General features: G+C 67.4%; 21 protein-coding genes. 10 read left to right on the top strand and 11 right to left on the bottom strand.

What is annotated here, in order from left to right; genetic code table 11:
• Positions 1-59: 59 nt before the first annotated feature.
• A complete protein-coding gene (locus tag ACEL92_RS06635) occupies positions 60-431 on the bottom strand; it encodes a hypothetical protein (RefSeq protein ID WP_374024835.1) in 372 nt (123 codons plus the stop codon).
• Between the two features lie 75 nt (positions 432-506).
• Here ACEL92_RS06635 and ACEL92_RS06630 point away from each other — a divergent pair, with 75 nt between their 5' ends.
• A complete protein-coding gene (locus ACEL92_RS06630; protein WP_374024834.1) occupies positions 507-1,001 on the top strand; it encodes a nitroreductase family deazaflavin-dependent oxidoreductase in 495 nt (164 codons plus the stop codon).
• A 195-nt stretch (positions 1,002-1,196) separates the two neighbouring features.
• Here ACEL92_RS06630 and ACEL92_RS06625 read toward each other — a convergent pair whose 3' ends face one another.
• From ACEL92_RS06625 to ACEL92_RS06615, 3 genes are all read right to left on the bottom strand, one after another.
• Positions 1,197-1,778: a VOC family protein gene (locus tag ACEL92_RS06625; protein ID WP_374024833.1), complete on the bottom strand. Its 582-nt coding sequence runs from the start codon at positions 1,776-1,778 to the stop codon at positions 1,197-1,199.
• Between the two features lie 32 nt (positions 1,779-1,810).
• Positions 1,811-2,293, bottom strand: coding sequence for an SRPBCC domain-containing protein (locus tag ACEL92_RS06620; RefSeq protein ID WP_374024832.1), 483 nt, complete (start codon positions 2,291-2,293; stop codon positions 1,811-1,813).
• 84 nt (positions 2,294-2,377) lie between these two features.
• A complete protein-coding gene (locus tag ACEL92_RS06615; RefSeq protein ID WP_374024831.1) occupies positions 2,378-3,022 on the bottom strand; it encodes a cysteine hydrolase family protein in 645 nt (214 codons plus the stop codon).
• Positions 3,023-3,212: 190 nt separating this feature from the next.
• Here ACEL92_RS06615 and ACEL92_RS06610 point away from each other — a divergent pair, with 190 nt between their 5' ends.
• Positions 3,213-3,557, top strand: coding sequence for a VOC family protein (locus tag ACEL92_RS06610; protein ID WP_374024830.1), 345 nt, complete (start codon positions 3,213-3,215; stop codon positions 3,555-3,557).
• A 55-nt stretch (positions 3,558-3,612) separates the two neighbouring features.
• Here ACEL92_RS06610 and ACEL92_RS06605 read toward each other — a convergent pair whose 3' ends face one another.
• The 3 genes from ACEL92_RS06605 to ychF all read right to left on the bottom strand — a co-directional run bounded on the left by ACEL92_RS06605 (position 3,613) and on the right by ychF (position 5,871).
• Positions 3,613-4,191, bottom strand: a complete 579-nt coding sequence (locus ACEL92_RS06605; protein WP_374024829.1) for a dihydrofolate reductase family protein — start codon at positions 4,189-4,191, stop codon at positions 3,613-3,615.
• An 86-nt stretch (positions 4,192-4,277) separates the two neighbouring features.
• On the bottom strand, positions 4,278-4,706 hold the full coding sequence (locus ACEL92_RS06600; RefSeq protein ID WP_374024828.1) for a hypothetical protein: 429 nt from the start codon (positions 4,704-4,706) through the stop codon (positions 4,278-4,280).
• 67 nt (positions 4,707-4,773) lie between these two features.
• Positions 4,774-5,871 carry a redox-regulated ATPase YchF gene (gene ychF, locus ACEL92_RS06595; RefSeq protein WP_374024827.1) on the bottom strand — a complete coding sequence of 366 codons (1,098 nt, stop codon included), beginning with the start codon at positions 5,869-5,871 and terminating at the stop codon, positions 4,774-4,776.
• Positions 5,872-6,013: 142 nt separating this feature from the next.
• On the opposite strand from ychF, the gene ACEL92_RS06590 reads away from it, so the two are divergent.
• Positions 6,014-7,180, top strand: coding sequence for a DUF6542 domain-containing protein (locus ACEL92_RS06590; RefSeq protein ID WP_374024826.1), 1,167 nt, complete (start codon positions 6,014-6,016; stop codon positions 7,178-7,180).
• Between the two features lie 22 nt (positions 7,181-7,202).
• On the opposite strand, the gene ACEL92_RS06585 is transcribed toward ACEL92_RS06590, so the two are convergent.
• A complete protein-coding gene (locus ACEL92_RS06585) occupies positions 7,203-8,201 on the bottom strand; it encodes a 4-hydroxy-3-methylbut-2-enyl diphosphate reductase (RefSeq protein WP_374024825.1) in 999 nt (332 codons plus the stop codon).
• A gap of 88 nt (positions 8,202-8,289) precedes the next feature.
• Here ACEL92_RS06585 and ACEL92_RS06580 point away from each other — a divergent pair, with 88 nt between their 5' ends.
• The 4 genes from ACEL92_RS06580 to ACEL92_RS06565 all read left to right on the top strand — a co-directional run bounded on the left by ACEL92_RS06580 (position 8,290) and on the right by ACEL92_RS06565 (position 11,531).
• Positions 8,290-8,877, top strand: coding sequence for a lipid droplet-associated protein (locus tag ACEL92_RS06580; RefSeq protein WP_374024824.1), 588 nt, complete (start codon positions 8,290-8,292; stop codon positions 8,875-8,877).
• The gene (gene xseA, locus ACEL92_RS06575) at positions 8,874-10,124 is read left to right on the top strand and encodes an exodeoxyribonuclease VII large subunit (RefSeq protein WP_374024823.1); all 1,251 of its coding nucleotides are present in this window, start codon (positions 8,874-8,876) and stop codon (positions 10,122-10,124) included. The genes ACEL92_RS06580 and xseA overlap by 4 nt, the downstream gene beginning before the upstream one ends.
• Positions 10,114-10,350 carry an exodeoxyribonuclease VII small subunit gene (locus ACEL92_RS06570; RefSeq protein WP_374024822.1) on the top strand — a complete coding sequence of 79 codons (237 nt, stop codon included), beginning with the start codon at positions 10,114-10,116 and terminating at the stop codon, positions 10,348-10,350. Before xseA ends, ACEL92_RS06570 begins: the two co-directional genes overlap by 11 nt.
• A gap of 62 nt (positions 10,351-10,412) precedes the next feature.
• Positions 10,413-11,531: an NAD-dependent epimerase/dehydratase family protein gene (locus tag ACEL92_RS06565; RefSeq protein ID WP_374024821.1), complete on the top strand. Its 1,119-nt coding sequence runs from the start codon at positions 10,413-10,415 to the stop codon at positions 11,529-11,531.
• Between the two features lie 9 nt (positions 11,532-11,540).
• Here ACEL92_RS06565 and ACEL92_RS06560 read toward each other — a convergent pair whose 3' ends face one another.
• From ACEL92_RS06560 to ACEL92_RS06550, 3 genes are read right to left on the bottom strand one after another with little or no spacing between them, the layout of a single operon-like run.
• Entirely contained in the window at positions 11,541-13,097 is a 1,557-nt protein-coding gene (locus ACEL92_RS06560; protein ID WP_374024820.1) for a carboxylesterase/lipase family protein, read from the bottom strand.
• Between the two features lie 15 nt (positions 13,098-13,112).
• Positions 13,113-13,910 carry a dienelactone hydrolase family protein gene (locus ACEL92_RS06555; protein ID WP_374024819.1) on the bottom strand — a complete coding sequence of 266 codons (798 nt, stop codon included), beginning with the start codon at positions 13,908-13,910 and terminating at the stop codon, positions 13,113-13,115.
• 12 nt (positions 13,911-13,922) lie between these two features.
• Positions 13,923-14,612: a DUF4245 domain-containing protein gene (locus ACEL92_RS06550; RefSeq protein WP_374024818.1), complete on the bottom strand. Its 690-nt coding sequence runs from the start codon at positions 14,610-14,612 to the stop codon at positions 13,923-13,925.
• 55 nt (positions 14,613-14,667) lie between these two features.
• Between ACEL92_RS06550 and glpX the strand changes: the two genes are divergently transcribed.
• From glpX to ACEL92_RS06535, 3 genes are read left to right on the top strand one after another with little or no spacing between them, the layout of a single operon-like run.
• The gene (gene glpX, locus ACEL92_RS06545) at positions 14,668-15,720 is read left to right on the top strand and encodes a class II fructose-bisphosphatase (protein ID WP_374024817.1); all 1,053 of its coding nucleotides are present in this window, start codon (positions 14,668-14,670) and stop codon (positions 15,718-15,720) included.
• Positions 15,721-15,746: 26 nt separating this feature from the next.
• Entirely contained in the window at positions 15,747-17,159 is a 1,413-nt protein-coding gene (locus ACEL92_RS06540) for a class II fumarate hydratase (RefSeq protein WP_374024816.1), read from the top strand.
• A 15-nt stretch (positions 17,160-17,174) separates the two neighbouring features.
• Complete coding sequence (locus ACEL92_RS06535; RefSeq protein ID WP_374024815.1) at positions 17,175-18,101, top strand: hypothetical protein; 927 nt, start codon at positions 17,175-17,177, stop codon at positions 18,099-18,101.
• Position 18,102 lies beyond the last annotated feature (1 nt).

Here is an 18,102-nt window from a genome sequence, read left to right as displayed (position 1 = left end):
GACGTGCGAGCGCGTGCGACGAGGGCATGCTACGAAGCACCACCGACAAGGACGCCGGGTTAGACCGGAGTCCAGATGCCGTTGTTCCAGAATCCCCAGTTGCCGGGCCCGGTCGGGTTCCACATCAGCTTGGCCCCGGGCGCCCACGACGGGGGAGGCGGCGGCGGTGGAGCCCATATCGGCGCCGGCCCCCACGGCCCCGCGCCCGTCGGGAAACTCTGGCCCGCCGGGCCTTGCCAGTCGTGGCACTTACCCCAGTCCCAGTTGTAAACGGTGCCCCAGCTCGGGTCCCAGACAGTGCCCGGGCACCAGTGGGCGGTCGGGGCCGCGTGTGCCACGCCCCCGGCCAGCCCGAGCGCGGCCAACGCCAACGTGCCGCCCGTCAAGGCTTGCCCGAACCCCCGGACGCACGGCCACACACGTTCACCCATCCCTAGAGCATTTCCCGGCACCGAAATCCAAGCAAGCCCCAAACCTTCCGCGGCCGAGCCCAGTATGGTCGGGGCATGCCGCTCAGGTACGTGGACCCGCACAAGCCCCGGGGCCCGCTGTATCGGGCAAGCGTTCGCTTCGGACGTTCGCGAGCGGGACAGTTCATCGCCCGCCACATCGCACGCCATACCGATCCGTACCTGTTCCGCCTCACCGGCGGGCGGGTCAACATGGGCTCGATCATCAACGCGCCGCTCGTCACCACCGGCGCGAAGTCCGGTCAGAGGCGCGAGGTGCAACTCACCTACTTCCATGACGGTCCCGACGTCATCCTGCTGGCCTCCAACTTCGGCGGCACCAAACACCCGCAGTGGTACTACAACTTGAAGGCGCATCCGGACTGCGAATTCGGTGGCGAGCGCTTCACCGCGCGGCAGGTCACCGATCCCGGCGAGTACGCCCGACTATTCGAATTGGCCAACCGGATCTACTCGGGATACGCCGAGTACCGGGACAAGGCGGCGCCCGCGGGCCGCGACCTTCCGATCTTTCGGCTGGAATCGCGCTAGCCGGCGGACGGGCTTCCCGTCCGCCACGTCCGAGCTCGCTCACCGCTCCGCCGCCGATGCTGAAATGCGTTGTGCCCTGCGGGGTTACGGGTGCAGCGAATTCCGTTGCGCCGGGCAATAGTCGGCCTCGGGCAGGATGGGGCGTGTCGGTCCGGCCTGCCCGGGTGCGAGACGAGAACCGCGCGGGCGGCGGCCCTACCTTCGAGGCGGAGCCGGTGCCGCAGGGTACCGGGCAGGCAGGGTTCTCCTCGCCTGCCAGACAACGCCTGGCACGGTGTTCGCCAGGTCTGGCCGACTCCTGGCGAAAGCGTGAATTGCTCGATAGAACGACCAAAGTTGGCGTGGGGTAGGAACTTTCGGTACCCACGCCAACTCCCAGTGGATCCCATTGAGCGGGTCGTCGAAGAACACAGCGTAGTAGCCAGGCCAGTACTGGGGGTATTCCTTCGGCTCGTCGGTGACAGGGACATCCCGTCCGATCAAGAATTCACGATGGAAACGGTCGACCTCTCCCCTACTCCGGGCCCATAACGCGATGTGGTTGATTCCGACCGCTTGGTCGCGGTGTGCCAGCTTCGCTCCGGTACGGGCGGGCTGAATCCCGATGTAGCTGTGCGGGTTGACACCCCGCGTCATGTAATACGTCGACTGATACTCCATGTTCAGCGACGAGAAGCTGCTGTAGCCGAGCCAGCCGAACAGCGAATCGTAGAAAGCGATCGAGTCGTCATAGTCCAACACGGCAATTTCAATATGACAGACGCCACGCCACCGCATCGTGCCCCCTCATCTCCCTCTCGACGGTGCCGTCAAACATGATCGGCCTGACAACCCGTCAGGTAGTCCGCGAGATTGCTCAACGACGACCGCAGACCGTCGACGTGATCGTCCGCCGAGATGCCTGGTGGGACGTCATCGGCCCGGATGTCGACACGGGTGCTCTCAGCGCCCAGCGCTGTAACCGCCCACGTCATGGTCATCGTCCCCGCGTAAGCGGGGTCGTCGGATTCGAAGTCGACGGCCCGCACGACCCGATCATCGGGCAGGATCTCGACGAACCGAGCAACCACGACATCCGACTCGTCGCTTGACTTGCCGCCCGCATCGGGCGGCTCGGCATAGGTCAACGTCATCCGGTAAGACCCTCCGGGCCGCGCGTCGAAATGGTCGAACTTCCCGCACATCCCTTGCGGCGAAAGCCATTCGACAAGTGACTTGGGTTCCACCAGCGCTCTGTAAACCCGACTCAGCGGGGCAGCGATCACCAACGAGGCGGTGTCAGTTCGTCCCATAGGGCCAAGGCTCCCGAAGCGGTCCTCGGTCTAACCAGCAGCGGGCTGTCCGAGACAAGAAGAGCCGGAATTTCATCGGCCTGATCATCGGTTCACAGTCGACAGGGCGGCAACTACGTCCGCCGTACTGTAGTGCCGCACCCCAATACGGGCGAGATCCGCAAGCCTCTCATCACTGATCTGCGACACCGCATCGGTGGCGAGCGCCGTTCGGAAATCTCGCTCGCTGGCATCGAACAATGTCGCACGCGGGCAGTTCGGTAGGTTGCAGCCGGCGACGAGCACCGTGTCGCAGCCCTCCCCGCGAAGCCACTGCTCGAGCTGAGTGCGGTGAAATGCGCTCCAGCGAGGCTTGAACATGATCACCTCTCTGCTCCCGACGTGCTGTAGGCGTCCGTCGGCAAGAAGCGCCGCGTCAAGAGAGACCGCAGGTGGCAGGACCCCGTCTGCTGGCTCAGCGCCACTCGAACCCGGCACGGCGAGCCGGGCACCTTCCTCTACGGCGCGACGTCGAGGGAGGTCCACGTCTGACCCGCCTGGCTCATAGAGACGGACAACGTGAACGATAGGCCGCCCAGCCGATCGAAAAGCTCCGGCCAGCTCGATGACATTCGGGACGACGGACGACGTGCCGGGCACGGGAAAAACACCGTCATCAAGGAAATCGCGTTGGAGGTCAATCACCACGAGCGCCGCTGTGCCCCAATGCGGCTCGGTGTAATCGTCCATCAACAACCTCCCACGCCTCGCGACCGGCGTTTCACCATCGGCTACATCGTCGCAGACGGGAAGCGGCCGCCGGCACCACCCACTTCAGGCGTTTGATCAGAACACGGCTACACGTTGAACCGGAACTCCACGAAGTTCGGCTTCCGTTCAGCGTCTGGACCGGGATCGGTGGAGATGCTTCTGTGGCGGCATGAAGATCGAACGAATCGCCCCCATCCTGAGTGTCGAAGACGTCTCCATCGGAATAAAGGAACACGCCGCCGTGCTTGGCATGCGAGTTGTGATGGATATGGGATGGATCGCTTTCCTCGCCGACCACGCCGGCCGTCAGATCGGTCTGATGACCACTGATGCGACGGCCCCGGTCAACCCTGACGTCTCGGTCTTCGTTGACGACGTCGTGGCCGCCCACGCGGCAGCCGTCGCGGCCGGTCTTGACATCGTGCACCCGTTGTCCTCGGAGGAGTGGGGTGTACGCCGCTTCTTCTACCGCGATTCGTCCGGGCGGGTGATAAACGTCGGCACCCACACCTGATTGCCGAGGGACCGCGAGTCGGCTACAGATCGAACCGGAACTCCACCGCACTCAGTCACCGAGCAACGTCTCGTTGAGACAGGTAGCGCAGGTGCGCCGTGCCGTCGTCGAAAACGCTGTGCCCGGCGAGACTCAGGTCCTGGCGCACACCGTCAGGTAGGGCACGTAGGCCTGCGCCCACCATCTTCGGCACCACGAAGAACTGGAACTCATCGATCAGGCCAGCTCGGATCGCAGCGGCCGCGGTGGTGGGTCCGAAGATCTCGACTATGCCCTCGGACTGCGCGACGATCCGCTTCAATTCGGCCAAGGGCAGTTCGGGTACCAGACGGACACGGTCCGACTCGACCGCTTCGCGCGTCAGCGTCGACGAAACCACCACTTTGTGGATGCCCCGCCAGCGCTGGGCGAACTCCTGTTCCGCCGAGCCCCACTCTTCGTTCTCTGGATCGGTCTCCCAGTACTGCATCAGCGCAAAAGTCTTCCGCCCTAACACTTCGGTCGACACCTCAGCCATGCGGTCGACATGGGCGGCGAACACCGGATCGCTCGGGGCCGACCACTGGAAGTCGCCGCTGGCGTCGGCAGCGTAGCCGTCGAGAGATACCGTCGCGGTGTAACAGAGGATTCCCACGGTATTAGAGACCTGCGTGATCGGCAGAACTCATCGAGCCTTAGACATTGAACCGGAACTCCACCACGTCGCCGTCGGCCCGCGGACTACTGCTGTCCTTCCAGCAGATGGGCATACGGGTCAGCGTCGCCACCAACCGATTCCGGCATCGGATAGTAGGTCTTGATGAGCAGGTTTCCGTCGTCGTCCCAGGCGAAGGTCTCGATGCTGTATGCAACGCCGACGTTCGGTTCGGTGCCGAAGTGGTTCTCGCACACCCACGCCATCTCGTTCCCATTGACCTGAACCGTGATCATCTTGATCCTGAGGATCGACTGAAACATGTCGAAAGCGTCCGACGTGGCGGTGGCAAAACCGTGCTTCTCCTCGGTGCCGACCGGGTCGAACATGCGGACCTCGCCGGGACAGATGGTGCGCCATGACGCCACCCACTCGTCCTTCTTGCCCGCATTCCACAGATCGGCGTGCTTGGACGCGTGCGCTAAGCGAGCCTCCCGGCTCGGAACCTTGCTCATCTCTGCCCCATCTCCCTTCCATCAGCGTGAGGTCACGATAACTGGACACCTGTCCAGCCGGAAGGGCCTATGCCTTGGCTTTCGATGTAGACGTTGATCCAAACCGGAATTCGACCACGTCCCCGTCGGCCATGACGTAGTCCTTGCCCTCCATCCGGACCTTGCCGGCGGCCTTGGCCGCAGCCATGGAACCGGCGGCGATCAGGTCGTCGTAGGACACGATCTCGGCCTTGATGAAGCCCTTTTCGAAATCGGTGTGGATAACACCCGCCGCCTTCGGCGCGGTGTCGCCCTGGTGAATCACCCACGCGCGGGCCTCTTTTGGGCCCGCGGTGAGGAAGGTCTGCAGCCTGAGGGTGTGAAAGCCCGCGCGGGCCAGGGCGTCGAGCCCGCGTTCGGTCTGCCCGATGGACTCCAGCAGTTCGGCGGCGGACTCGTCGTCGAGCTCCTGCAGTTCGGCCTCGATTTTCGCGTCTAGGAACACCGCGTCCGCGGGCGCGACCATCGCGGACAGATCGGCCTTGCGGGCATCGTCCGTCAACACGGACTCGTCGGCGTTGAACACGTACAGAAACGGCTTGGTGGTCATCAGGTTCAGCTCGCGCAGCAGCGCGGCGTCGACGCCGGCCGCAAACAGTGTCTTGCCCGAATCCAGCACCGCCTCCGCGGCGACGGCGGCCTCGTGCACCGGCTTGCGTTCCTTGTTGTTGCGGGCTTCCTTCTCCAGCCGCGGCACGACCTTCTCGAGGGTCTGCATGTCGGCGAGGATCAGCTCGGTCTCGATCACCTCGATGTCGGCGCGCGGATCGACCTTGCCGTCCACGTGCACCACGTCGTCGTCGGCGAACACCCGAACCACCTGGCAGATCGCGTCGCACTCCCGGATGTTGGCGAGGAACTTGTTCCCCAGACCGGCCCCCTCCGAGGCGCCCTTCACGATTCCGGCGATGTCGACGAACGTCACAGGCGCCGGCACGGTGCGCTCGGACCCGAACAGCTCGGCCAGCTTGTCCAGCCGCGGATCGGGCAGCGGAACGACGCCCTCGTTCGGTTCGATCGTCGCGAACGGATAGTTGGCCGCCACCACGTCGTTGCGGGTCAGCGCGTTGAACAGAGTCGACTTGCCGACGTTCGGCAGACCCACGATTCCCAGGCTCAGGCTCACAGGGAGCCAAGTCTAGGGGTCGGCGGGTAACGAGGGTCGTCGTGGACCTTTCGAGCGCCTCGCGGCCTCCGGGGCGTGGCACGCCCGGGATCGCTACAGGGTATTTACGGGGCTTTCGGCCCATTGCCGGTACGGTCAACATGTGTCAGGACAGCGGGCAACGTCGACGGTGGAAGCCTCCCACCGGTCGATCCACCCAAATATCCCAGGTGTGCCGTGGTATGCCGCTCTGCTCCTCGCCGTCACCGCCACCGCGATCGGATACGGAATCGACGCCGGCCACAAGGAGCTGACCCACGTCTTCGCCGGCTTCTATATAGCCGGCTGCGTGGCGGCGGTGCTCGCGGTACGCCAGGACGGGCTGTTCACCGCGGTCATCCAGCCCCCGCTGATCCTCTTCTGCGCGGTGCCCGCCGCGTATTGGTTGTTCCACGACGCCAAGGTCGGCCATCTCAAAGATCTGCTGATCAACTGCGGCTATCCCCTGATCGAGCGCTTCCCGCTGATGCTGGGAACCGCCGGCATCGTGCTGCTGATCGGGCTGGTCAGATGGTATTTCGGGATGTCACACCGGCCGACCGCGGAAGAAGCGCACACTTCCGACGACGCGGAATCCGGCACGTCGGTCCTCGGCGGCCTCGTCGCCAAACTGCAGTCGCTCCTGCGTCCGGAAGCCGGGGAGGACGACGCCGAGGAGGCGACGCCCGCCAAGGCGCGGCGCAGCCGCGGGGCCGGTTCCTCGGCGCGGGCCCGCCGGACCGCGCGCGGCGAGCGGTCCACCACCCGCTCCGCCCGAGCCCACTCCCGGCGCACGCGGGAACCGCTGGACGACGCGGCGGAACCAGGCGAGCGGCGCAGTCGGAAGGGCTCGGCGGCCGCCCGAGACTACGACGCCGCGGAATCGCCCCGCCGGTCGCGCCGCCGGCCCCGGCCGGAGGCCGACCCGGACCCACGGGGTCAATCGCCCCGTGAAGGCCGGCGGGAGCCGCGCACCCGGCGCAACCCCTACGAGCGGCCTTACGAGCGGCCCGCGCCGCGGAGCAGCCGTTTCGGGGAGCCGTACGACCAGCCCGGGGAGTCGTTCGGCCGATTCGACAGCTACGACCGCTACGAGCCCGCCTACGAGCCGAGGCGACGCCGCGCCGCACCGAACGGCAACGGCGGGACGCATCACCCCATCTCGCAGGTCCGTTACCGGCGCGCGGGCGACGAGCCCGCGGCCGAACGTCGCCCGGAGCGCCGGAACCGGTCGCGGACGTATGGCCGGTCTCAGCGGCCACCGACGGAGTCCTGGGAATACGACGGCTGAGCGCCCTGCGGCGCCCGAGGTGTCAGAGCAGAGACCGGATCTCGCGCGGCAGGGCGAACACCAGCGTCTCCTGCGCGGTCGTAACGGGCTGCACCACGTCGTAGCCGTAATCGGCCAGCCGCTCCAGCACGCCGCGCACCAAGACCTCGGGGACTGACGCACCGGAGGTGACGCCCACGGTGGTCACCCCTTCCAGCCACGCCGGGTCGATGTCGTCTGCCCAGTCGACGAGGTGGGCGGCCGCGGCGCCGCCGCCCAGCGCCACCTCGACCAGGCGCACCGAGTTCGACGAATTCCGCGACCCGACGACGATCACCAGCTGGCACTCGGGGGCCATCGCCTTGACGGCGACCTGCCGGTTCTGCGTCGCGTAACAGATGTCGTCGCTAGGCGGATCCTGCAGCTTGGGGAACCGCTGCCGCAGCCGGTCAACGATTTCCATCGTCTCGTCGACCGACAGCGTCGTCTGGGAGAGCCAAATCACCTTGTTCTCGTCTCGCACCGTCACGTTGTCCACCGCGGCGACCCCGTCCACCAGCTGGACGTGGTCGGGGGCTTCCCCGGCGGTGCCGATGACCTCCTCGTGGCCCTCGTGGCCGATCAGCAGGATGTCGTAGTCGTTGCGGGCGAACCGCCTGGCCTCGTTGTGCACCTTGGTCACCAGCGGGCAGGTGGCGTCGATGGTGTGCAGGTTGCGTTCGGCCGCCGCGGCGTGCACCGTCGGCGCCACGCCGTGCGCGGAGAACACCACGATGGAGCCCTCGGGCACCTCGTCGGTCTCCTCGACGAACACGGCGCCGGCCTGCTCCAGCGTGTTCACCACGTGCCGGTTGTGCACGATCTCGTGGCGCACATACACCGGGGCGCCGTGCTTTTCCAGCGCACGTTCGACGGTCTCAACGGCCCGATCCACGCCCGCGCAGTAACCACGCGGCTCGGCCAGAAGCACTCGCTTGCGGGCTGGATCGCTGGCTACCGAGCTGGACGCGCCGGGAATCCCCATGTCAACAGTCGGCGGCATGACACCAGGGTACGTTCTGCCGGCACGGGCTTGCCAGCTCGCGCCGGCGGGCTTGGAGTTAGCGGTCGCTTAAGGCAATCTTGGACCCATGGCTACTGCACCGTATGGAGTTCGGCTACTGGTCGGCGCGGCGACAGTCGCCGTCGAGGAGACCATGAAGCTGCCGAAAACCATCCTGATGTACCCCATGACGTTAGCCAGTCAGGCGGCGCACCTTGTGATGCGATTTCAGCAGAACCTCGCCGAGCTGGCGATCAAGGGCGACAGCACCCTGGAGAACATCTTTCCGCCGAAGGACGAGCAGCCGGAATGGGCGACCTTCGACGAGGACCTGGCCGGTGAAGTCGAAGCGCCCGGCCCGGCCCAGGGCGGTGTCGGCGACGGCGATCGCCGTACCGAGGGACGGTTCGCGCTGTACTCCCTCGCCGACGCCGCGTCCGATGCCGCCCCGTTGAAACAGGGCAGGAAATCGGCGGACACGCCGTCGGTTCCGCAACCATCGGTGGTGGCCGAGCTGGACTATACGGCGCTGACGCTGGCGCAGCTGCGGGCCCGCCTGCAATCGCTGAGCGTCGACGAACTCGAGGCCCTGCTGGCCTACGAGCAGGCCACGAAGGCGCGCGCGCCTTTTCAGACGCTGCTCGCCAACAGGATCACCCGCGCGAACGCGAAGTGACCCCGGCCGCACAGTCCGAACCGAACTCCGCCGAGAACCCGTTTCCGGTGCGCGCGGTGGCCATTCGCGTCGCGGGCTGGATCGACAGGCTCGGCACGGTATGGGTCGAGGGCCAGCTGGCCCAGATCAGCGCGCGGCCCGACTCCAAGACGGTGTTCATGGTGTTGCGTGACCCGGCCGCCGACATGTCGCTGTCCGTGACGTGTTCGCGCGACCTGGTGGCCAACGCGCCGGTGAAATTGGCCGAGGGCACGCAGGTGGTGGTGTGTGGCAAGCCATCGTTCTACACCGGTCGCGGCACGTTTTCATTGCGGCTCAGCGAGATTCGCGCCGTCGGTGTCGGTGAACTGCTGGCACGCATCGATCGGCTGCGTCGGCTGCTGGATGCCGAAGGGCTCTTCGACCCCCGGCTCAAACGACCAATCCCCTTCCTGCCCAACATGATCGGCCTCATCACGGGCCGAGCGAGCGCCGCCGAGCGCGACGTGACGACGGTGGCCACCGCACGCTGGCCCGGCGTCCGGTTCGCGCTGCGCAACACCGCGGTCCAGGGCCCCAACGCGGTGGCGCAGATCGTCGGCGCGCTGCACGAACTCGACAACCACGCCGAGGTCGACGTCATCGTGGTGGCCCGCGGCGGTGGCAGCGTGGAGGACCTGTTGCCGTTCTCCGACGAGACGCTGTGCCGCGCCATCGCGGCGTGCCGGACCCCGGTGATCAGCGCCGTCGGCCACGAACCCGACAACCCGTTGTGCGACCTGGTCGCCGACCTGCGTGCCGCCACCCCGACCGACGCGGCCAAGAAGGTGGTTCCCGATACCGCCGCCGAACTCCGGCTGATCGACGAACTGCGCCGGCGCAGCGCGCAGGCGCTGCGCAGCTGGGTGTCTCGCGAGCAACGCACGCTGGCCCAGATCCGCAGCCGGCCGGCGCTCGCCGAGCCGCTGACGGCACTGACCGCGCGCGCCGACGAGATCCACCGCGCCCGGTCGGCGATCCGCCGCGACGTCACCCGCCTGGCCGCCGCCGAGACAGAGCGCGTCGGCCACCTGAGCGCGCGGTTGGCGACGCTGGGCCCCGCCGCCACGCTGGCCCGCGGCTACGCGGTGGTGCAGACGGTGCCCGACTCAGGGCCGCCGGCGGTGCTGCGGTCGGTCTCCGGCGCGCCGGCGGGCAGCCGGCTGCGGGTGCGGGTGGCCGACGGCGCGGTCGCCGCGGTGAGCGAAGGGCAGACCGATGGCCGCTGAAGACAAGCAGTCGGTTACACCTATTAGTCAACTCGGATACGAGGCGTGCCGGGACGAACTGATCGAAGTGGTGCGGCTGTTGGAGCAGGGCGGCCTGGATCTCGACGCGTCGCTGAAGCTGTGGGAAAGAGGTGAAGAGCTGGCTCGACGGTGCGAGGAGCATTTAGCTGGTGCCCGCAAGCGCATCGAGGATGCGTTGGCCGCCGGCCAAGCGGACGACGCCTGAATTCGGCCACTCTATGAATGCCGCGACCATGCCCATTTTCGAAATTGAAACACGTTTCAGTTATGCTTTCGTCCATGGCTGACGCAGCACTGACCACCGAACTCGGCCGCGTCCTGGTCACCGGCGGCTCCGGCTTCGTCGGCGCCAACCTGGTGACCACCCTCCTGGACCGCGGGTGCCGGGTGCGTTCGTTCGACCGCGCGCCCTCGCCGCTTCCCCAGCACCCGCAGCTGGAGGTGCTCGAGGGCGACATCACCGACACCGCCGTTTGCGCGGAAGCGGTGGACGGCATCGACACCGTGTTTCATACCGCGGCCATCATCGAGCTGATGGGCGGTGCGTCGGTGACCGACGCCTACCGGCAGCGCAGCTTCGCGGTGAACGTCGGCGGCACCGAGAATCTGGTGCACGCCGGACAGACGGCAGGGGTGAAGCGATTCGTCTACACGTCGTCCAACAGCGTCGTGATGGGCGGCCAGAACATTCCCGGTGGCGACGAGACGCTCCCCTACACCAACCGATTCAACGACCTCTACACCGAAACGAAGGTGGTAGCCGAGCGATTCATGCTGTCGCAGAACGGTATTGGGGGCATGCTGACGTGTGCGATTCGGCCCAGCGGGATCTGGGGGCGCGGCGACCAGACCATGTTCCGCAAACTATTCGAAAGCGTGATCGCCGGCCACGTCAAGGTGCTCATCGGCCGCAAATCGGCCCGCCTGGATAACTCCTACGTGCACAACCTGATTCACGGTTTCATCCTGGCCGCCAGGCACCTGGTCCCAGGCGGAACCGCGCCCGGTCAGGCGTACTTCATCAACGACGGCGAACCAATCAACATGTTCGAGTTCGCCCGGCCGGTGGTCGAGGCCTGCGGCGTGAACTGGCCCCGGGTGCGGGTGAACGGCCCCATGGTCCGCATGGCGATGACCGGTTGGCAGCGGCTGCATTTCCGCTTCGGCATCCCGGCGCCGCTGCTCGAGCCGCTGGCCGTCGAGCGGCTTTATCTGGACAACTACTTTTCGATCGCCAAGGCGCGCCGCGACCTCGGCTACGAACCTCCGTTCACCACCGAAGAAGCGATGTCGCAATGCCTCCCGTATTACGTCGACATGTTCCAGCGCATGAAAAGCCAAGCGGAGGTTGGGTCCGCGAAGGCGTCGGCCAGCGGGGGGCAGTGAGGCCGGCAGCTACCGGAAACCCACCATCTGGCTGCCCCACGCGGCGCGGATCTTCCCGTCGACGTCCTGCGCGACGGTGTCGGTCGCGTTGATGAGGAGGCAGGCGCGGTCGTTCTGCCGGTACGGCCTCCAGTCCGGCTCGCCGGCGGGGCCCGCCGGCGTTGACCACGCGGCGAAGTTCGTCCATCGGGTCCGCATTCGCTTGGAAACCGCCTTGGCGGTCTTGCTGCCGCCCAGTTTCAGCGTGGGATCCTTCGGCGCCCCGAGATTGCCCCACACGTAAGGCAATTCGGTGGCATGGGCAGCCCCTAACAGCAGCAACTTCAGCAGCGGCGTCGCATAGTCGAACCGGTACAGGTACACCGGCGCCACCGCACTGTGTCCCTCGGCCAACCACACCGACGGCATCCGGAACCCGACGTCGGTCGCGATGCTCATGCTGAGCGCCCTGCGACGCAGGCGCGAATGCGAGTACGCCGAGCCGATCTCTTCCGGCGTCGGCAACTGCAGGTCGGGCTGCTCGGCGGCGATCTGGGAGAACACGGACGTGATCGCGTGCGGTGTGATCGGCATCAGCCGCGACCTCATCAGTCGGAACAACGCCGCCTCATGCTTGTTGGTGCCGATGATCAACGGGACGGGGTGCGAGCGGCCATCCTGCGCCACCTTGACCGGGTAGTCGTGTAACAGCTCACCGTCGACGATCGGCACGAAAGCGAGCGTGCCCGGGTGGCGCACGGGCACCTCGTCGAACACCTGTTGGGAGGCGGACAGGATCGCGGCGTCGGGCACCTCGGCCAACCGCTGGGCCTCGGACTCGGCGATGCCGAGCTTGTCAAGCAGGCTCGCTGCGACCCTGCGGGCCCGCTTGCGGTCGTAAACCGATGTGGCCGGGGAACTCTGGGCGATCGCGGCACAGAACAGGCCCGCGGCTGCCGGGATGGCGAGCAGCGTCGTGACGAGGCCCGCGCCGGCGGATTCACCGAAGATCGTAACCCTGCCCGGGTCGCCGCCGAACGCCGCGATGTTGTCGCGCACCCAGCGCAGCGCGGCCAGGACATCGTGCAGCCCGACATTCGAGTCGAAGCGCCGACGGCCAGTATCCAGCAGCGATAGGTCCAGGAAGCCGAGCGCCCCCAGCCGATAGTTGAGCGTCACCACGATGACGTCGCCGCCGGCGACCAACCGGCGGCCGTCGTAGAACACCTGGCTGCCCGATCCCAGCACGTAGGCGCCGCCGTGTAGCCACACCATCACGGGCTTTCGGTCACCCGGCTGTGTGCCAGACGACGCCCAGATGTTCAGCCGCAGGCAGTCTTCGCCCTGCGGTGCGCCCAGGTCGAGCGGCATGTTGGGGAACACGGGCTGCGGGCAGGCCGGCCCGTAGCGGCTGGCGTCGGCGACCTCGGTCCACCGCTCGGGGGGTTGCGGCGCCCGGAAGCGCAGGGCACCGACGGGTGGGGCGGCGTAGCGGACGCCCTTCCACGAGCTGACGCGGCCGTCGTCGACCCCGCGAACGGGCCCGAAGGTGGTTTCGACCACCCGGTCACCGGTCGTAGTAGTCATGCGCGTGGGGCTTTCCTAAGTAAGGCGCTGGGTGAGGAACTCGACGATCCGCTTGCGGGCCTCATACGCCGGATGGCCGTCCACTTCGCGGACCTCGTCCGTCAGCACCGAGTGGGCCGTCTTGCGGAAACCACCCTCGTTGCCCGGGCTCGAATCGATTTCGATCACCTCGAACGCGTCGCCGAGCCGCTCCTTGAGCGTGACGAACCGGTCCGCAGGCGACATCTTGTCTTCGCTGAACCGCAGACCGATGGCGCATAACCCGTCGTTGGCGCACCGATCGGCCACGGTGGTCAATTCCGCCTCGGTCAGCCCGGGGTTACGGCGTCGCGTGGACCCTAAAGCCACCGGGATGGTCGGTTGGGAAATCACCGGAGCCAGCACGCTGGGGTCGACCGCGGCGGCCAGGGCGAAACCTCCGGTGAAGCACTGGCCGATGACGCCGATGCCCTTGCCCGGCGTCGACGCGTCGAGGTCACGGGCCAGCGCGCGCAGGAACACCGAAACCGGGCGCTGCTTGTTGGTGGCAAACCCCGCGAATTCCCTTGTGACGCAAGCCCGGGCGAGGGTGGCAAGGGCGTAGCCCAGCGTTGACGGCTTCCCGGGCTGACCGAACAGCGACGGTATGGCGACGGTAAAGCCGTTATCCACCAGGTGGTTACCCAAGGCGAGGACGCACGGATGGATCCCGGGAATCTCGGGGATCAACAACACCCCCGGCCCGGCGCCCTTCCGATAGACGTCATGCGTATAGCCCCCGCCGTTGAACGGCGCCGCCGACCACCCGGACAGATCTGCTCGGGGTGCGCTCAAGCGAGTCCTCTTCTATCGGCTGGTCGGTAGCGGCGGCTGGGATTGCGTCGCCGAGGCAAGGGTACGGAATTGATCAGCATCACCGGCGCCCGTTATCGCAATTTGGGCGGCCCCGGACGGAGCACTGAGCCGGGCGGTCCATATCGGCTCGGCGTCCGCCCCGCTTTGTCCGCCGCCGTTGTAGACGACCCAGGTGGTGCCGGCGACGTCGACCGTTCCCGTCGGATAAGCCGTCGGGTGGATCGACCCCACCAGCTTGTCCTCGTCGGCGTCGCTCTGCGTCAGGCTCAGATACATCCCGGTCGGGCTGATGTAGCCGACGATCGAGGTGGCCGCGTTCACCCGCTGACCGGTCGAACGGTCGATCCGTCCGCCCTGGATTCCGCCGCGGCCGCCGGAGTTGGCCTGCCAGCCCGCCGGCAGGTGGGGCAATCGGATGGGAAAGCCGAGCGTTGAGGCGTCAGCCCGCAAGGCGGCCGGCGCGTCGTAGGAGGGGATTGCGCCCTGGTGACTGCCGGGCTGAAACGAGCACATCCCCACCAGGCCGGCCAGCAAGATGCAGCCGAGCACCAGCGGCATCAGCGACCAGAACATGTCGCGGCCGTCCTGCAGCAACCGCGGTTTGGCCGGCCTGGCAGCGGGTCCGGCCGCCGGGGCCGGCTCGCCGGCTACCTCGGCATTCAGCGGCGGCTCTTCGGTCATCCCCCGAGTATCCCAGTTCCGGCAGACTGATCCGCTTCTGGGACAATCACCAACCATGACAGTTGAGGGCGACCGCCCGGCCGGGCGGCCACGTCGTGAAGCCCCGGACCGCAACCTGGCTTTGGAACTGGTGCGCGTCACCGAGGCCGGGGCCATGGCTGCGGGCCGCTGGGTGGGCCGCGGCGACAAAGAGGGTGGCGACGGTGCGGCCGTCGACGCGATGCGTGAGCTGGTCAACACGGTGTCGATGCGCGGCGTCGTCGTCATCGGCGAGGGCGAGAAGGACCACGCGCCGATGCTCTACAACGGCGAGGAGGTCGGCAACGGCGACGGCCCCGAGTGCGACTTCGCCGTCGACCCGATCGACGGCACCACGCTGATGAGCAAGGGCATGCCCAACGCCATCTCCGTGCTGGCGGTGGCCGACCGCGGCGCGATGTTCGACCCGTCGGCGGTGTTCTACATGAACAAGATCGCCGTGGGGCCCGAGGCCGCCGATGTGCTCGACATCACCGCGCCCATCGCCGAGAACATCAAGGCCGTCGCCAAGGTCAAGGCGCTGTCGGTGCGCGACATGACCGTGTGCATCCTGGACCGGCCCCGGCACGCCAAGCTGATCGAGGACGTCCGCGCCACCGGGGCCCGCATTCGGTTGATCACCGACGGCGACGTCGCCGGCGCCATCTCGGCCTGCCGGTACCTGTCGGGCACCGACATGCTGGCCGGGATCGGCGGCACCCCGGAGGGCATCATCGCCGCGGCCGCGATCCGCTGCATGGGCGGCGCCATCCAGGCGCAGCTCGCCCCGAAGGACGACGACGAACGCCAGAAGGCCATCGACGCCGGCTACGACCTGGACCAGGTGCTGACCACCGAGGACCTGGTGTCCGGCGAGAACGTGTTCTTCTGCGCCACCGGGGTCACCAGCGGCGACCTGCTCAAGGGCGTGCAGTACTACCCCGGCGGCTGCACCACCCAGTCGATCGTGATGCGCTCGAAGTCGGGCACCGTGCGGATGATCGAGGCCTACCACCGGCTCTCGAAGCTCAACGAGTACTCCGCCATCGACTTCACCGGCGACAGCACCGCCGCCTACCCCCTGCCCTGAACCGACACCAGCGAGGACTGCTACCTATGGCCGACAGCGCCACCGACACCGAATACCGCATCGAGCACGACACCATGGGCGAGGTCCGGGTGCCCGCAAAGGCGTTGTGGCGCGCGCAGACCCAGCGCGCGGTGGAGAACTTCCCCATCTCGGGCCGGGGCCTCGAGCGCACCCAGATCCGCGCGCTGGGCCTGCTGAAGGGGGCCTGCGCGCAGGTCAATAAGGACCTCGGGCTGCTGGCACCGGAGAAGGCCGACGCGATCATCGCCGCGGCGGCCGAGATCGCCGACGGCCAACACGACGACCAGTTCCCCATCGACGTCTTCCAGACCGGTTCGGGCACCAGCTCCAACATGAACACCAACGAGGTGATCGCGAGCATCGCGGCTGCCCACGGTGTCACGGTGCACCCCAACGACGACGTGAACATGTCGCAGTCGTCCAACGACACCTTCCCGACCGCCACCCACATCGCGGCGACCGAGGCCGCGGTGCGCCATCTGATCCCGGCGCTCGAGGTGCTGCACGAAGCGCTGGCGAGCAAGGCCCGCGAGTGGCAGACGGTGGTCAAGTCCGGCCGCACGCACCTGATGGACGCCGTCCCGGTGACGCTCGGCCAGGAATTCAGTGGGTACGCCCGCCAGATCAAGGCCGGCATCGAGCGGGTGCGCGCCACGCTGCCGCGGCTGGGCGAGCTGGCGATCGGCGGCACCGCGGTGGGCACCGGCCTCAACGCGCCCGACGGCTTCGGCGCCAAGGTGGTCGAGACGTTGATCGCCTCCACCGGCCTCAACGAGTTGCGCACGGCCACCAACTCTTTCGAAGCGCAAGCGGCGCGCGACGGCCTGGTGGAAGCGTCCGGCGCGCTACGCACCATCGCGGTGTCGCTCACCAAGATCGCCAACGACATCCGCTGGATGGGCTCAGGCCCGCTGACCGGCCTGGCCGAGATCCAGCTGCCGGACCTGCAGCCGGGTAGCTCAATCATGCCGGGCAAGGTGAATCCCGTTCTGCCCGAAGCGGTTACGCAGGTGGCCGCGCAGGTGATCGGCAACGACGCGGCCGTCGCCGTTGGCGGCTTGTCGGGCGCCTTCGAGCTCAACGTCTACATCCCGATGATGGCCCGCAACATCCTGGAGTCGTTCAAGCTGCTGACGAACGTGTCGAGGCTGTTCGCGGAGCGCTGCATCGTCGGGCTCAAGGCAAACGTCGACCACCTGCGGGAGCTGGCCGAGTCGTCGCCGTCGATCGTGACGCCGCTGAACTCGGCGATCGGCTACGAGGAGGCCGCCGCGGTGGCCAAGCAGGCCCTCAAGGAGCGCAAGACGATCCGCCAGACCGTGATCGACCGAGGCCTGATCGGGGAGAAGCTCTCGGAAGAAGAACTGGACCGCCGCCTCGACGTCTTGGCGATGGCCAAGGTCAAGCCGGCGAAGTAGGCGGGTGTTGCAGCGATGACGACTCCCCCGGGCGGTCCCTACGGCCAGGGGCCCTACGGAAACCCCTACGGGCAACAACCCTATTGGGGCGGCCCGCCGCAGGGTGGCCCGCCGCAGGGCGGCCCGCAACCGTATCCGCCGACCGGCCCCTACCCCTACCCGCCTCAGGGGTATCCGCCACCGGGACAGCCGTTCCCGCCCGGACCTTATCCACCTGGGCCCCCGCCGCGCGGGCCCGGCTCCAAGCTGCCCTGGCTGATCATCGGTGGCCTCGTCATCCTGGCCGTCATCGCACTGGTGGCGACGCTGATCGTGATGCGGGGTGGCGGCCACGGCAAGTCCCAGACCGCCGCCCCGTCGACGTCGAGCAGCACCAGCAGCGCACCGAGGGGTCAGCAGACCGCCACCGACTGCACCCCGAACGTGTCCGGCGGTGAGATGCCGCGGACGGACTCGATCGCCGCCGGCAAGCTCTCGTTCCCGGCCAGCTCGGTGCCGCCCAACTGGACGGTGTTCTCCGACGACCAGAACCCGAACCTGATCGGCGCCGTCGGCGTCGCCCAGGAAGTGCCCGGGGCCAGCCAGTGGATGATGACGGCCGAGGTTGGCGTCACCAACTTCGTCTCCAGCATGGACGTCACCGCGCAGGCGTCGAAGCTGTTGCAGTGCCTCGCCAACGGGCCCGGCTACGCGAACGCGCAGCCGACGCTCGGCCCGGCGAAGTCCTCGTCGATCACCGTCGACGGAACCAAGGCCGCTCGGGTCGACGCCGACATCACGATCGCCGACACCAGCCGCAACGTCAAGGGCGACTCCGTCACCGTGATCACCGTCGACACCAAGCCCGTCACCGCCTTCGTCGGCAGCACCCCGATCGGTGACGCCGCGTCGGCGGCCATCATCGGCAAGATCATCGACGCGCTCAAGGTCAACAAGTCCTGAC

This window comes from Mycobacterium hainanense, assembly GCF_041890355.1.
In the GTDB taxonomy this organism is placed as follows: domain Bacteria; phylum Actinomycetota; class Actinomycetes; order Mycobacteriales; family Mycobacteriaceae; genus Mycobacterium; species Mycobacterium hainanense.
The sequence above is the reverse complement of the archived record's forward strand: the minus strand, read 5'-3'. Positions and strand labels throughout refer to the sequence as shown.

Coding starts and splice junctions, on each gene's coding strand:
- ACEL92_RS06565 (WP_374024821.1), top strand. CDS start 10,413: ATGCTTTCGTCCATGGCTGACGCAGCACTGACCACCGAACTCGGCCGC.
- ACEL92_RS06535 (WP_374024815.1), top strand. CDS start 17,175: ATGACGACTCCCCCGGGCGGTCCCTACGGCCAGGGGCCCTACGGAAAC.
- ACEL92_RS06540 (WP_374024816.1), top strand. CDS start 15,747: ATGGCCGACAGCGCCACCGACACCGAATACCGCATCGAGCACGACACC.
- ACEL92_RS06570 (WP_374024822.1), top strand. CDS start 10,114: ATGGCCGCTGAAGACAAGCAGTCGGTTACACCTATTAGTCAACTCGGA.
- ACEL92_RS06560 (WP_374024820.1), bottom strand. CDS start 13,097: ATGACTACTACGACCGGTGACCGGGTGGTCGAAACCACCTTCGGGCCC.
- ACEL92_RS06630 (WP_374024834.1), top strand. CDS start 507: ATGCCGCTCAGGTACGTGGACCCGCACAAGCCCCGGGGCCCGCTGTAT.
- ACEL92_RS06635 (WP_374024835.1), bottom strand. CDS start 431: ATGGGTGAACGTGTGTGGCCGTGCGTCCGGGGGTTCGGGCAAGCCTTG.
- ACEL92_RS06610 (WP_374024830.1), top strand. CDS start 3,213: ATGAAGATCGAACGAATCGCCCCCATCCTGAGTGTCGAAGACGTCTCC.
- ACEL92_RS06615 (WP_374024831.1), bottom strand. CDS start 3,022: ATGGACGATTACACCGAGCCGCATTGGGGCACAGCGGCGCTCGTGGTG.
- ACEL92_RS06580 (WP_374024824.1), top strand. CDS start 8,290: ATGGCTACTGCACCGTATGGAGTTCGGCTACTGGTCGGCGCGGCGACA.
- glpX (WP_374024817.1), top strand. CDS start 14,668: ATGACAGTTGAGGGCGACCGCCCGGCCGGGCGGCCACGTCGTGAAGCC.
- ACEL92_RS06625 (WP_374024833.1), bottom strand. CDS start 1,778: ATGCGGTGGCGTGGCGTCTGTCATATTGAAATTGCCGTGTTGGACTAT.
- ACEL92_RS06585 (WP_374024825.1), bottom strand. CDS start 8,201: ATGCCGCCGACTGTTGACATGGGGATTCCCGGCGCGTCCAGCTCGGTA.
- ACEL92_RS06600 (WP_374024828.1), bottom strand. CDS start 4,706: ATGAGCAAGGTTCCGAGCCGGGAGGCTCGCTTAGCGCACGCGTCCAAG.
- ACEL92_RS06620 (WP_374024832.1), bottom strand. CDS start 2,293: ATGGGACGAACTGACACCGCCTCGTTGGTGATCGCTGCCCCGCTGAGT.
- ACEL92_RS06550 (WP_374024818.1), bottom strand. CDS start 14,612: ATGACCGAAGAGCCGCCGCTGAATGCCGAGGTAGCCGGCGAGCCGGCC.